16 protein-coding genes are annotated in these 13059 nt (G+C 71.4%); 13 read left to right on the top strand and 3 right to left on the bottom strand.

Annotated elements, in window-relative coordinates; genetic code table 11:
* Positions 1–3 precede the first annotated feature (3 nt).
* Positions 4–1497 (bottom strand): plasmid pRiA4b ORF-3 family protein, encoded by a 1494-nt coding sequence (locus AMETH_RS07210; RefSeq protein ID WP_223843075.1) that lies wholly within the window; start codon positions 1495–1497, stop codon positions 4–6.
* 103 nt (positions 1498–1600) lie between these two features.
* Here AMETH_RS07210 and AMETH_RS07205 point away from each other — a divergent pair, with 103 nt between their 5' ends.
* The 6 genes from AMETH_RS07205 to AMETH_RS07180 all read left to right on the top strand — a co-directional run bounded on the left by AMETH_RS07205 (position 1601) and on the right by AMETH_RS07180 (position 5923).
* Positions 1601–2353 carry an MBL fold metallo-hydrolase gene (locus AMETH_RS07205; protein ID WP_017987391.1) on the top strand — a complete coding sequence of 251 codons (753 nt, stop codon included), beginning with the start codon at positions 1601–1603 and terminating at the stop codon, positions 2351–2353.
* Positions 2354–2440: 87 nt separating this feature from the next.
* Positions 2441–2881: a MarR family winged helix-turn-helix transcriptional regulator gene (locus AMETH_RS07200; protein ID WP_026153899.1), complete on the top strand. Its 441-nt coding sequence runs from the start codon at positions 2441–2443 to the stop codon at positions 2879–2881.
* A complete protein-coding gene (locus AMETH_RS07195; RefSeq protein ID WP_017987389.1) occupies positions 2878–3684 on the top strand; it encodes an ABC transporter ATP-binding protein in 807 nt (268 codons plus the stop codon). Before AMETH_RS07200 ends, AMETH_RS07195 begins: the two co-directional genes overlap by 4 nt.
* Positions 3644–4456, top strand: a complete 813-nt coding sequence (locus tag AMETH_RS07190; protein ID WP_017987388.1) for an ABC transporter permease — start codon at positions 3644–3646, stop codon at positions 4454–4456. Before AMETH_RS07195 ends, AMETH_RS07190 begins: the two co-directional genes overlap by 41 nt.
* Positions 4457–4537: 81 nt before the next feature.
* Positions 4538–5161 (top strand): DUF4383 domain-containing protein, encoded by a 624-nt coding sequence (locus tag AMETH_RS07185; protein WP_026153898.1) that lies wholly within the window; start codon positions 4538–4540, stop codon positions 5159–5161.
* Between the two features lie 21 nt (positions 5162–5182).
* Complete coding sequence (locus tag AMETH_RS07180) at positions 5183–5923, top strand: decaprenylphospho-beta-D-erythro-pentofuranosid-2-ulose 2-reductase (protein WP_026153897.1); 741 nt, start codon at positions 5183–5185, stop codon at positions 5921–5923.
* 54 nt (positions 5924–5977) lie between these two features.
* Here the strand turns inward: AMETH_RS07180 and AMETH_RS07175 are convergent, their stop codons facing one another.
* Positions 5978–6775, bottom strand: a complete 798-nt coding sequence (locus AMETH_RS07175) for a hypothetical protein (RefSeq protein WP_020486773.1) — start codon at positions 6773–6775, stop codon at positions 5978–5980.
* Between the two features lie 180 nt (positions 6776–6955).
* On the opposite strand from AMETH_RS07175, the gene AMETH_RS07170 reads away from it, so the two are divergent.
* The 3 genes from AMETH_RS07170 to bcp all read left to right on the top strand — a co-directional run bounded on the left by AMETH_RS07170 (position 6956) and on the right by bcp (position 8370).
* Complete coding sequence (locus tag AMETH_RS07170; protein WP_017987385.1) at positions 6956–7138, top strand: hypothetical protein; 183 nt, start codon at positions 6956–6958, stop codon at positions 7136–7138.
* Positions 7139–7338: 200 nt separating this feature from the next.
* Positions 7339–7866: a DUF4352 domain-containing protein gene (locus AMETH_RS07165; protein ID WP_223843074.1), complete on the top strand. Its 528-nt coding sequence runs from the start codon at positions 7339–7341 to the stop codon at positions 7864–7866.
* 24 nt (positions 7867–7890) lie between these two features.
* Positions 7891–8370, top strand: coding sequence for a thioredoxin-dependent thiol peroxidase (bcp, locus tag AMETH_RS07160; protein WP_017987383.1), 480 nt, complete (start codon positions 7891–7893; stop codon positions 8368–8370).
* Positions 8371–8532: 162 nt separating this feature from the next.
* On the opposite strand, the gene AMETH_RS07155 is transcribed toward bcp, so the two are convergent.
* The gene (locus AMETH_RS07155) at positions 8533–9222 is read right to left on the bottom strand and encodes a GntR family transcriptional regulator (protein WP_026153895.1); all 690 of its coding nucleotides are present in this window, start codon (positions 9220–9222) and stop codon (positions 8533–8535) included.
* Positions 9223–9439: 217 nt separating this feature from the next.
* Between AMETH_RS07155 and AMETH_RS07150 the strand changes: the two genes are divergently transcribed.
* Genes AMETH_RS07150 through AMETH_RS07135 form a run of 4 tightly spaced genes read left to right on the top strand, consistent with a single transcriptional unit; the run spans position 9440 to position 13042 of the window.
* Positions 9440–10777, top strand: coding sequence for an MFS transporter (locus tag AMETH_RS07150; RefSeq protein ID WP_017987381.1), 1338 nt, complete (start codon positions 9440–9442; stop codon positions 10775–10777).
* Entirely contained in the window at positions 10774–11550 is a 777-nt protein-coding gene (locus AMETH_RS07145; RefSeq protein ID WP_017987380.1) for a LamB/YcsF family protein, read from the top strand. The genes AMETH_RS07150 and AMETH_RS07145 overlap by 4 nt, the downstream gene beginning before the upstream one ends.
* A complete protein-coding gene (pxpB, locus tag AMETH_RS07140; protein WP_017987379.1) occupies positions 11547–12167 on the top strand; it encodes a 5-oxoprolinase subunit PxpB in 621 nt (206 codons plus the stop codon). Before AMETH_RS07145 ends, pxpB begins: the two co-directional genes overlap by 4 nt.
* Positions 12164–13042, top strand: a complete 879-nt coding sequence (locus tag AMETH_RS07135; protein ID WP_017987378.1) for a 5-oxoprolinase subunit C family protein — start codon at positions 12164–12166, stop codon at positions 13040–13042. The genes pxpB and AMETH_RS07135 overlap by 4 nt, the downstream gene beginning before the upstream one ends.
* Positions 13043–13059 lie beyond the last annotated feature (17 nt).

Here is a 13059-nt window from a genome sequence, read left to right as displayed (position 1 = left end):
CGGTCAGGGGTGCGCGGGGTGCGGGATGCGCACGGCGGCCAGGCGCTTGTTCCGGGCGGAAGCGCTTTCCCCCACCTTGGACACGCTCGTGCAGCGCGGGTACGTCAGGCCCGGATCCGGGTCGAGGATCTTCTCGCACGTGACGGAGTGCTCGGCCGGGCCGAGGAAGAACCGCAGGCTCGTGCCCGGCCGCACCAGGACGTGGGACAGCCGCACGTCGTGTTCGTCGCGGTCCTCGCCGAGGCCGAAGAACGGGTCGGCGTAGCGGACACCGTCGGCCTCGAAGTGGTGCTCCGCGCCGTCCGCGTCGAGCGCCTCGGCGAGCACGCCGAGCGTCACGCTCGCCGGGATCACCAGCCGCCACCACTGCGGCGGCTTGCTTCCGTTCACGGTGACCTTCAGCTGGTACACGGCCAGCTTCACGGTTTCCGCGAACGCCCGCAGCTCGCGCCGCAGCGCCGTCGCCTCGGGCTCGAGCGCGTCGAGCCCGCCGCGGTCGCGCACGTAGTGGTAGGCCTCCTCGACCCCGCTGCGCTCCCGCGCCGACAACGCGTACTCGGTGACCAGCCGTCGTCGCTCCGATTCGGACAGCCCCGGCCCGTCGTCCCACATCTCCAGCATCGCCGCGGCGTGCGGGCGCACGTTGCGGTACCCCAGGGCGACGTGCCAGGCCGGCAGCACCTCGTCGCCGAAGCCGGCGACCACCTCGATTGCCGCGACGCGTTCGACCGGTGACGCGAACTCCGCGGCGTGCAGGAGTTGCGCGGCGCCGTCGACCGGGCGCCTGCCCTCGAACCAGCGCAGCGCCTGCCGCCAGGCCTCGTCGGCGGGCAGCGGCGCGAGACGGCCAAGCAGCTGAGTGGCGCGCAGCCCGGGCGTGACCGGTCGTGGTTCCCGAGCGGCCCACTCGTCGAGCGCCCACTGGCCCAGCGGCGTCACCTTCCGGTCGGCGTCGAGAGCGCCGAACTCGGCCAGCACGTCCAGCGCCGCGTCGAGAGGGAACAGGTCCGTGCCGCCGAAGCTCGACGCGACCGCGTCCCCGTCCTCGCTGCCCTTGAGCAGCCGGTGGACCGAGAACACCAGGTCGTCGAGCAGCGGGCCATTGGCCAGCGCGGTCAGCACCGCCCGGCACATCGCGAACGCCCCGCGGCGGCGCGGGTCGGCCGACTCCGCCCGCAGGACCGCGTCCAGGCCCTTGAGCCACAGCTGCGCCGGATCGTCGTGCGGCGGGCGCGCGACCGCCTCCGCGACGCCGACCTCGATCAGCCCCGCGCCTTCCGCGGCCACCCACGGCCGGTGGATCGTGACGACGTCCGCGGCCGACCGGACCTTCTCGCCGACCTCGACGCCGAGCACCCCGGCGACCGACGGGACGTCGGCCGGACGCAGAACTCCTTTGGGGGTAACGGGTCTCCCGTCGCCGACCCAGCTCGCCAGCGCCCTCGTCCGGGACAGAGCTGGGCACTGACTCGCCAGTGTGGAGATTCCGGTACTCACCCGCAGGACTTTAGCGAGGCCGCCCCGTTACCCGGACGGGTGTTTCCGTCCACAGTAGAGTTGTCGACTTGTCGATCATGTTCCGCAGGCTAAGCTCGGCCCGGTGAGCGATCTCAGCCTGACGGTCCTCGGCTCCGCCACGCCGTATGCCGAGCCGGGCAACCCGTGCTCGGGCTACCTGGTGTCCAGCGGCGAGACGCACGTGTGGCTCGACGCGGGCCCCGGCACGCTCGCCGAGCTGCGCCGCCACACCGGCCTGGACCGGCTCGCCGCCATCTGGATTTCGCACCTGCACGCCGACCACTGCGCCGATCTGCTCACCGCTTACTACGGCGCCCTCTTCGCGGACGTCGAGCTGCCCGCGCCGATTCCGCTGTTCGGCCCGCCCGGGATCGCCGACCGGCTGGCCGGCTTCCTGACCAACGGACCGTCGCGCAGCCCGGTCGAGCGGGCGTTCGCCGCGCAGGAGCTGTCGGACGGGCACCGGGCGGAGATCGGCCCGATGACGTTCACCGCCGCGGCCGTCGAGCACCGCATGCCCGCGTTCGGCGTGCGCATCGAGGCGGGCGTGGCTTCGCTGGCCTACTCCGGCGACAGCGCGCCCTGTCCGGCGGTGACCAGCCTGGCCAAGAACTGCGACGCCTTGCTGTGCGAGGCGGACGGCCCGGCGCCGTCGGAGGCGCACCACACCCCGGAGGACGCGGGCGAGGCCGCGTCCGGAGCGGGGGCGCGGCGGCTGATCGTCACGCACGTCGGGCCGTTCCTCACGCCGGGCGACGCCGTCACCCGCGCCGCGGCGCGCTTCGAAGGGCCGGTCGCGTACGCGGCTCCCGGCGCCGTCTTCCACCTGCCCTGATCGGCCTGGGCGAACACTCCGGTTCCTCCGGGTCGCGAAATTAGTGAGCGTTGCTAACAGCTCTTAAACAGAGCTATCTTGGGCGACGTGCGAGAACTGGCCGACAACCTGATGACCACCACGGCCGCGCTGCGGCGGGTCGTCCGCAGGCGCGTGCGGGACACGCTGCCGCACGCGCCCCTGCGCCCGGCGCAGATCGAGCTGCTCCGCGTGGTCGACGAACACCCCGGGATCGGCGTCGCCGCTGCTGCTCGTGCCCTGCACCTGGCCGGGAACTCGGTCAGCACGCTCGTCAACCAGCTCGTCGACGCCGGGCTGCTGGACCGCCACGTCGACCCGGACGACCGGCGGGCCGCGCGGCTCGAACTCACCGGCGCGGCGCGGGCCCGGCTGGACAACTGGCGCCGCACCCGCACCGGTTTCGTGGCCGAGGCGATCGCGACCCTGCCCACTGGGGACCGCGACGCGATCGAGGCCGCTCTGCCCGCTCTCGGCCGGCTGGTCGCCGCGATCCAGGAGGAGAGATGACCACACCCGCGGTGCGCTGCGCCGGGCTCCGGCACGCCTTCGGCGACACGGTCGCCGTCGACGGCGTCGACCTGGAGATCCCGGCGGGCCAGGTCTTCGGACTGCTCGGCCCCAACGGCGCGGGCAAGACCACCACCATCCGCATGATCACCACGCTGCTGCCCGCGAAAGCCGGCGCGATCGAGGTGTTCGGACTCGACGCGGCGCGCCGGAAGATGCCCGTGCGGCGGCTCATCGGCTATGTGCCGCAACAACTTTCCGCCGACGGCGCGCTCAGCGGCCGGGAGAACGTCGCGTTGTTCGCCCGCCTCTTCGACGTCCCGCGCCGCGAGCGGGCCGAGCAGGTCGACAACGCCCTGGGCGCCGTCGGCCTGCTCGGCGACGCCGACCGTCCGGCCTCGACCTACTCCGGCGGCATGATCCGCCGCCTCGAACTCGCGCAGGCGCTGGTGAGCGCGCCCCGGCTGCTGATACTCGACGAACCGACCATCGGGCTCGACCCGGTGGCCCGCTCCAGCGTCTGGGAGCGCATCCAGCAGGTCCGCGCCGACACCGGCATGACGGTGCTCGTGACCACGCACTACATGGACGAGGCCGAGCAGCACTGCGAACGGGTCGCACTCATGCACCGCGGCCGGATCCGGGCCATGGGCAGCCCGGCGGAACTGCGGGCCGAACTCGGTCCGGAGTCCACTTTGGACAACGTCTTCCGGGCAGTCACCGGAGACGCGTTCGACGACGCAGACAAGGGAGGGATCCGGGATGTCCGTGCCGCTCGCCGCACTGCCCGCCGCCTCGGCTGACCCGGGCGCGGTCCGCCGCCTGCTGTCCAGGGTGGGCACCATGTGCCTGGTCGAACTGCAGAAGCTGCGCCGCGACCGCGCCGAACTCCTCACCCGCGCGATCCAGCCCGCGCTGTGGCTGCTGATCTTCGGCGAGACCTTCACCCGCCTGCGGGCGATCCCCACCGGGAGCACGCCCTACCTGGACTTCCTCGCCCCGGGGATCCTCGCGCAGTCCGCGTTGTTCATCGCGATCTTCTACGGCATCCAGATCATCTGGGAACGCGACGCCGGCGTGCTGGGCAAGCTGCTCGTCACGCCGACCCCGCGCGCGGCGCTGGTCACCGGCAAGGCCTTCGCCGCCGGGGTGCGGGCCCTCGCACAGGCTGTGATCGTGCTGGTCCTCGCCGCGATCCTGGGCGTCGGACTGACCGTTAACCCGTTGAAGCTGGCCGGCGCGGCGCTCGCCGTGGTGCTCGGATCGGCGTTCTTCTGCTGCCTGTCCATCGTGATCGCCGGGCTCGTGCTGTCCCGCGAACGGCTCATGGGCATCGGGCAGGCGATCACAATGCCGTTGTTCTTCGGGTCGAACGCGCTCTACCCGGTGGATCTGATGCCCGATTGGCTGCGCGTGCTCAGCCACGTCAACCCGCTCAGTTACGAGGTGGACGCCCTGCGCGGGCTGCTGATCGGCACCGCGAACCACGTCTGGGTGGATTTCGGGGTGCTCGCCGGCTCCGCCGCCATCGCCATCGCCGTCGCATCCGCCCTGCTCGGGCGGCTCGTGCGGTGAGTTTGCCCGATTCGACCACCGGGTAACCCGCTGGGCACATCACGCAATCGTGGTGACCGTCGGATTAAGGGGACAGGCGACATGTCTCGTTCGGAACATGCCCGCGTCCGGGTGGCCGGCTTCCAGCCGGTCCAGGTGCTCGCCGCGCTCGTCGGTCTGGTCTACCTAGCGATCGGCATCGTCGGGTTCGTGCGTACCGGGTTCGGTGACTTCACCGGGAACACGGACCACATGCTGATGGGCTTCATGATCAACCCGTTGCACAACCTGGTGCACGTGGTGGTCGGCGTGCTCGGCCTGCTGTTCGCCGCGACATCGGCCTCGGCCCGCACCTACGGCTGGGTCCTGTTCATCGGGTTCGGCCTGGTGACCATCTGGGGCCTGATGATCACCGGGGTCATCTCGTCCAACCCGGTGTCCGGCCTCGGCAACCCGCTCAACCTCAACACCGCCGACAACTGGCTGCACGGGGCGACCGCGATGCTCGGCCTGATCATGGCGATCATGCCGGCGCGCAAGAAGGTGCACGTCGAGAGCACCGACCCCGCCACCACCACGCAGCAGCCGGTGGTGACCGGTGACGACGTGCCGGGCAACGCGGACGTCCCGACCCGCCCGGTGCCGCAGCAGACCGCGGCGGCGCAGACCGGCCACCACCGCCCGTCGCGCTGGCGGATGCACCGGTCGGGCCGCGCCGCCCACTGACCGTCGGGCAGACTGCCCGGCGTGAGCGGAACGGTGCTGGTGCTCGGCGGGCGCAGTGAGATCGGGCTCGCCGTGGCACGGAAACTCGTGGACGGCGGGCGGAAGTTCGTGCTGGCAGCCCGGCGCAGCGGCGACCTCGACTCCGAGGAAGCGTCGCTGCGCCGGGCCGGCGCTTCGGAGGTGGTCCGCGTCGAGTTCGACGCGGACGACGTGGCCAGGCACCGCGAGGTGCTCGACGGGATCGTCGCCGAGCACGGTCCACTGGAGACGGTCGTGGTGTCGTTCGGGATCCTGGGCGACCAGGAGCGGGCCGAACGGGACGCGGCGCACGCGATGGCCGTGATCCACACGGACTACGTCGCACACGTGAGCATCCTGACGGAGCTGGCGAACCTGCTGCGCGCGCAGGGCAGCGGACAGCTCGTCGTGTTCTCCTCGGTCGCCGGGGTCCGGGTGCGGCGGGCGAACTACGTGTACGGCTCGGCGAAAGCCGGGCTGGACGGGTTCGCGAGCGGCCTGGCCGACGCCCTGCACGGCAGCGGTGTGCGGCTGCTGCTGGTGCGCCCGGGTTTCGTCATCGGCCGCATGACCGAGGGCATGTCGCCCGCCCCGTTCTCCAGCACGCCGGAACAGGTCGCGACGGCGACGGTCCGGGCGCTGCGACGGGGCCGGGGAGAGGTGTGGGTGCCGCCGGTGCTGCGGCCGGTGTTCTTCCTGATGCGGCTGCTGCCGCGCGCGATCTGGCGGCGGATGCCCCGCTGAAAAGACCGAAGGCCACTCCCGCCGGGAGTGGCCTTCGCCGTGGTCAAGGGGTGGTCAGCCGCCGAGGAGACCACCGACAAGGCCGCCCACGACGTCCAGCAGGCCGCCGTTCTTCTTGGTGCTCGGCTGGGTCGTGCTGGGCGAGCTGCTCGGCTGCTCCGAGGTCGGCTCGGTCGTGGTCTCCGGCGACGTGGTCGCCTCCGGGGACGTGGTCTGGGTGCTGCCGGAGCCGGTCGTCGTGCTCACGGCGGGCGCCGGGGCCGCCTGCGAGGTGGTCGGCGCCGCGGTCGCGCCACCGGCCGTCGACTGGCTGGTGCGCGCCTGGCTGCTCGCGCTGCTGGTCCCGTTCTTCGCGGCAGACGTCTGGGCCTGCGACGACGCGCTGCCGGACGGCGGTAGCTCGGCGCTGGTCGAGGTCGGGGTGCTGCTGGCGAGCAGTTGCTGCTGCGGAGCGGCGATCGTGCTGGTCGGCGTGTGGCCGGTGCTCGTGTCGGGGCCCCCACCCGCGCCGCCTGGCGCGGCCGCGTCGTGCAGCTGCCCGGTGGTCAGGGTGCTGACCGCGACCCCGGCCAGCGCCGCCACACCGGCGGCGAGGGCGCCGATGCGGCCGGCCTTGCGCTTGTCCCACCGGCTGCCCGGCTCGCTCTCGCGGCGCAGGATGCTGGCCGCCGGGATGCGCACGGTGGGTGCGTCGGCCATCTCCTGGGTGATGCCGGAGTCGTCGACGGGCTCCTCCTTCGGCAGCTTGATCGCGGTGAACTCCTGCGTGACGCCTTCCCTCCGCAGCAACTCCGCGACGCTGATCTGCCGCGTCGTGTCACTCGGCCGAGTGCCTTTGTCGTCGCTCGTCACGCTGAACCTCTCCAAATCCGCTTACTGCCCGCGACATGATTACTGCTGTTATCAGTTCGTTGCTTCAGGTCGTGATCGAGGTCACAGTCATTAGGCCAAATGTCGTACACACCGTGACGAGTCGATGGCTGAGGCGACCCGATACTGTGAGCCGCATCGCGCAGTTCCGGAGGTGACAGCGTGGCGGGCCGCAACCCCTTGTCGTGGGTGAGCAGTGTGGCGGACTGGTTCGAGCAACGCGGCGTGTACGTGCCGGGCGAGGACAACCACACGGTCGACCCCTGGCGCGACTTCGGCTGGCTGATCGTCGCCTGGCTGGTCGGTTGCGGCACCTTCATCCTCTTCCTCGCGATGGCCGTGTGACCCGGCCGGGGTGAGCGCGATCATGGCTGGTGCCTCGCCGATCACGGATCGGCCACAGCCCGACACCAGGTCCGCGTCAACCCCGCGCCGTGACTCGCACCCACCCGCGACTAGGGACAGAGTGGAGCGCGCCCGGCCGAAATACCTACCCCGAACGGACCAACCGGCCGGGCAGCCGAAAATGTGAGGAAGTGGCCCCTGTGCGCACCCCGAGGCACGCGATGGCCGCTCTCGTCCTGGTGGCGGTGACCGCTTGCGGTGTGCCGGCGCAGGTCGAGGGCGGGTCGACGAGCACCGGCGGTGACGTCGCGATCCAGCAGGCGGTCCCCGCGCTGCACACCCTGGACTTCGGCGGCCAGTACCGGTTCGACGACGGGGTCGCGGTGTCGGTGTCCGCGCCGAAACCGTTCAAGCCCAGCAACAGCGCATATCCGCGCAGCAACCGGGCGGTGGCGTTCGAGATCATCATCCGCAACGACGGCGACCAGCCGTACCGGCTGTCCGGGCTGAGCGTGTCGGCGACCGTCGGGGACGTCGCGTCGAAGCAGGTCGTGGACTCCACCCAGGGCTACAGCGGCATCGTCGACGCGGGCAAGGACGTGCAGCCAGGGCGCGACGTGCGCGTGAACCTGGCTTTCACCGCGCCGCCCGAGCCGGCCGAGATGCGGCTGACGCTGCGTCCGACGGCGACGAGCCCGGTCATCGCCGTGTACTGCGGGCCGGCCTGACCGCCGCCCGGATACGCTCGGGGCATGACTGACCCGCAGCGGCTCACCGCCGGTGACACGGCCCCCGACTTCACCCTTCCCGACAGCACGGGCAAGCAGGTCTCGCTGTCGGACTTCCGGGGCAGGCACGTCGTCGTCTACTTCTACCCGGCCGCGGGCACGCCGGGGTGCACCAAGCAGGCCTGCGACTTCCGGGACAACCTCGGCGAACTCGACGGCGCCGGCTACCAGGTGCTCGGCATCTCGCCGGACAAGCCGGAGAAGCTCGCGAAGTTCGCCGAAGCGGAGCAGCTGACGTTCCCGCTGCTGTCCGATCCGGACAAGACGGTGCTCACGGAGTGGGGCGCGTTCGGCGAGAAGAAGAACTACGGGCGCATCGTGCAGGGCGTGATCCGGTCGACGTTCGTGATCGACCCCGAGGGCACGATCGTGAAGGCGATGTACAACGTCCGGGCGACCGGCCACGTGGCGAAGCTCCTGAAGGACCTCAAGATCTCCGCCTGAGCGGCACCGCTACGCCACCCAAACCGGCCAACACGCCGCCCGCAACAGCAAACACGCCGCCCGAATCGGCCAACACGCCGCCCGCAATAGCAAACACGCGCGTGTTGGCTGCTCATAGCGGCGTGTTGGCCGGTCGTGGCGGCGTGTTGGCCGGTCGTGGTGTCACATCACCCGGCGGTAGGCCTCCACCAGCTGCTCCTCCGCGTCGTCGAGGTACGCGGCCAGCTGACGCTCCGCCGTGACGCCGTCGCCGGTGCGCAGCGTCTCCAGGATCTCCCGGTTCCGCTCCAGGTACGGCTCGTGGAACGGCTGCGGGTCGGCCATCACGTGGAACACCAGCCGCAGCTCGGCGAGCAGCCCGCGGACCAGCTCGTCGACCCGTGGGCTGCCGGCAAGCGTGATCAGCGCCTGGTGGAAGTGGATGTTCGCGGTGCCCAGTTCTCGCCAGGCCTGCCGCTTCTTCGCGTCCTCCCCGTCGGCGACCGCAGCCTCGACGGCCTGCAGCTTGTCGCCTGGCGGGCTGGTGATCTCCCGCAGCACGGCGCACTGCACGAGCTTGCGCACCTTGTACAGGTCGATGACGTCCTCGACCGACAGGCGCCGCACGAAGACGCCCCGGTTGAGTTCGTGCACCAGCAGCTTTTCGTGGGTGAGCAGCCGGAACGCCTCACGCAGGGTGTTCCGGGAGACGCCGAGCGCCCCGCCGATCGCCTCCTCGGAGAGCCGGCTGCCGGGCTCGAAGAAGCCCTCGGTGATGCGCCCCCGCAGGATGTCCGCCAGCCGTTCGGCCGTGCTGGTGCGACCCAGCAGCAGGCGGTCGGCCTCGAGCCCGGTGCTGAGGATCGAGCCCATGGACTCGGCGTCGGTGGTCACGCTGGGCCTCCGGTTTTTCAGGGGTCGGACCGTGTAACGGAAACTTAACCAGTCCATCGAAGGACGGTCCAACCTGCGACTTGTTCTACGAAAAGTCTATCCAGACGCTTCGAAGCGGCGTCGATGTTCCTCGAAAGTATTGACGGATCGTTCAACAATCCCTAACTTCATGACCTACCTCACTCCCCTTCGATGGATGGACACCGTGATGACCGCTTCGACTGAGCCCACGGACAAGCGCTCACTGCGCCGCGCGTTCGTGGCTAGCCTGTCCGGCACCACTCTGGAGTACTACGACTTCGCGGCCTACTCCGTGGCGGCCGCGACGTTGTTCGGCAAGCTGTTCTTCCCCTCGGGGGACAGCCTCGCCGGCACCATGGCGGCCTTCTCGACCTACGCCGTCGGTTACCTCGCCCGCCCGCTCGGTGGGTTCATCTTCGGCCGCCTCGGTGACAAGCTGGGCCGCAAGCAGGTCCTGGTGTTCACCCTCCTGCTGACCGGTATCGCCACCTTCCTGATCGGTGTCCTGCCCACCCACGCCGCGATCGGCGGCTGGGCCGCCGTGCTGCTCGTGGCGCTGCGGTTCGCGCAGGGTGTCGGTGTCGGTGGTGAATGGGGCGGCGCCGTACTGCTGTCCAGTGAGTTCGGCGATCCCAAGAAGCGCGGTTTCTGGGCCTCGGCGGCTCAGATCGGCCCGCCCGCCGGCAACCTGCTGGCCAACGGTGTGATCGCGCTGCTGGCCGCGGTGATGACCACCGCCGCGTTCGAGTCCTGGGGCTGGCGCATCGCGTTCCTGCTCTCCGGTGTCCTGGTGCTGTTCGGCCTGTGGCTGCGGATGAAGCTGGAGGAGACCCCGGTCTTCAAGAAGATCGCCGAGCAGGGCGAGAAGCCGAAGGCCCCGCTGAAGGAGGTCTTCACCCGGGAGCCGCGTGCCCTGATCGCCGGCATCCTGATCCGCATCTGCCCGGACGTCCTGTACTCGCTGTTCACGGTCTTCGTCCTCACCTACATGACCAGCGAGCTGGGCATGAGCCGCAGCCAGGGCCTGACCGCCGTCATGATCGGTTCGGCGTTCCAGCTGTTCCTGATGCCGGCCGCCGGTGCGCTCTCCGACCGGGTCAGCCGCCGCAAGCTCTACGCGATCGGCACCATCGCCGCCGGTATCTGGCCGTTCCTGTTCTTCCCGCTGGCCGGCACCAAGTCCTACCTGGCGATCGCGGTCGGCATGGTCGTCGCGCTGGCGATCCACGCTCTGCTCTACGGCCCGCAGGCCGCGATGATCACCGAGCAGTTCTCCGAGCGCCTGCGTTACACGGGTAGTTCGCTGGCCTACACCCTCGCCGGTGTCGTCGGTGGCGCTGTCGCTCCGCTGATCTTCACCGCCCTGCTCGACGCTTACGACTCCTGGCTCGCCGTGGCGCTCTACGTCCTGGTGACCGCGATCGTCACCGGCATCGGTGTCGCCCTGAGCCGCCGGGCGCCCGAGGACGAGCCGGTCGTCACCTCGGCCGAGACGGTGGAAGTCGCACGATGAGCGCCCCCGCGACCACCGCCACCATCGACCTGAACTGCGACGTGGGCGAAGGGTTCGGCGCCTGGCGGATCGCCGATGACGAAGCCCTGCTGGACGTCGTGACCGGCGCCAACGTGGCCTGCGGCTTCCACGCCGGTGACCCCTCGACCATGCGGCACGTCTGCGAGGCGGCGGTGAAGCGCGGGGTCACCATCGGAGCCCACGTCGGGTACCGGGACCTGGCCGGGTTCGGCCGCCGGTTCCTCGACGTGGACCCCGTCGAACTGATCGACGAAATCCTCTACCAGCTGGGTGCGCTCGACGCACTGGCCGGCGCGTCGGGCGGCGAGATCGCCTACGTCAAGCCGCACGGCGCGCTGTACAACGCAATCGCCACGCACGAGAAGCAGGCGGGCGCGGTGGCCGAGGCGGTGTGGCAGTACGACCCGACGCTGCCCGTGCTCGGGCAGCCCGGGTCCCGGTGGCTGGCGCGTGCCGCCGAGGCCGGGCTGACCACCATCGCCGAGGCCTTCGCCGACCGCGGTTACTCGCCCGACGGGCGGCTCCTCCCCCGGCGTGAGCCGGGGGCGGTGCTGACCGACGCGGACGAGGTGGCGCGGCGGTGCGTCCGGCTGGTGCGGGACGGCGAGGTGGTGGCCGTGGACGGCACGGTCATCCCCCTCCAGGCGGGTTCGCTGTGCGTGCACAGCGACACCCCGGGCGCGGTGGAACTGGCCACCGCGGCCCGGACCGCCCTGGTGTCGGCCGGGGTCGAGGTGCGGAGCTTCGCATGAACATCCGGCGATGCGGGGACCAGGCGCTGCTGGTCGACGTCGGGGACACCGGCGGGATCGACGCGGTGCTCGGCCTGTACTCCGCGCTGTCCGACCCTCGTCCCGACGGCGTGACGGAACTGGTGCCCGCGGCGCGCACCCTCCTGGTGCGCTTCGACCCGGCCGTGATCGGCGCCGGTGAGCTGGCTGACCTGCTGGCGGGCACCGAACCGGTGCCCGCCGAGGCGATGCGCGGCGAACTGGTGGAAATCCCCGTGTTCTACGACGGCGCCGACCTGGCCGAGGTCGGCAAGCACACCGGCCTCGGCGCGGACGGCGTCGTCGAAATGCACACCGCCGCCGAGTACACGGTGGCGTTCGGCGGGTTCGCGCCCGGTTTCGGTTACCTGACCGGGCTGCACCCGAAACTGCACCTGCCGCGGCGGGCCACGCCGCGGACGCACGTGCCCGCCGGGGCGGTCGCCATCGCCGGTGAGTTCACCGGCATCTACCCGCGGTCCTCGCCGGGTGGCTGGCAGCTGGTCGGCCGGACCGAGGTCCCGCTGTGGGACCCGGCCCGCCGTCCGCCGGCCCTGCTGCGGCCCGGCACCCGCATCCGCTTCCGGGAGGTTCGATGATCGAGGTGGTGCGGCCGGGTCCGCTGACCACGGTGCAGGACCTGGGACGTCCCGGACTGGCCGCCCTGGGGGTCGGCCGGTCCGGGGCGGCCGACCGGCGGTCGGCCGCGCTGGCGAACCGGCTCGTCGGCAACCTCGACGGCGCCGCGGTGCTGGAAACCACGTTCGGCGGCCTGGTGCTGCGGTTCCAGCAGGTGGCGCGGGTCGTGGTGACCGGCGCGCCGTGCCCGATCCGGCGGGGCCGCCGCGGCGAGGCGATGAACGCGCCGTTCACCGTCTGGCCGGGCGAGGAGCTGACGCTCGGTGCGCCGACCTCCGGCCTGCGCACCTACGTCGCCGTGCGTGGCGGGATCGGCGTCGACAAGGTGCTGGAGTCCCGCTCGACCGACTTGCTGGCCGGGCTCGGCCCCGCCGCGCTGAGCGAGGGCGACGAGCTGCCGATCGGCGACGACGAGTGCGGCCCGCTGCCCTCGGTCGAGGTCGCGCCGGTGCCCGACCCGGCCGGGTTCGCGCTGACCGTGCGCGTGATGCCCGGCCCGCGGGACGACTGGTTCACCGCGGAGGCGCTGAAGACCTTCGCGTCGGCGACCTACGAGGTGACCTCGGAGAGCAACCGCGTCGGCGTCCGGCTCACCGGCCCCGTTCTGGAGCGGGCCCGCGAGGGCGAGCTGCTCAGCGAGGGCATGGTGCCGGGCGCGATCCAGGTGCCGCCCTCGGGACTGCCGCTGGTGTTCCTCGCCGACCACCCGGTGACCGGCGGATACCCGGTGATCGGTGTGGTGCTGACCGACGACCTGCCGGTGATGGCCCAGGCGCGGCCGGGCCAGACCGTGTCGTTCCGCCTCGTGTCCGCCGATCTCCCGGCGGCTGCCTGATCTCCCGGGAGCCATCC

It is taken from the genome of Amycolatopsis methanolica 239, assembly GCF_000739085.1.
Lineage (GTDB): Bacteria > Actinomycetota > Actinomycetes > Mycobacteriales > Pseudonocardiaceae > Amycolatopsis_E > Amycolatopsis_E methanolica.
The sequence above is the reverse complement of the archived record's forward strand: the minus strand, read 5'-3'. Positions and strand labels throughout refer to the sequence as shown.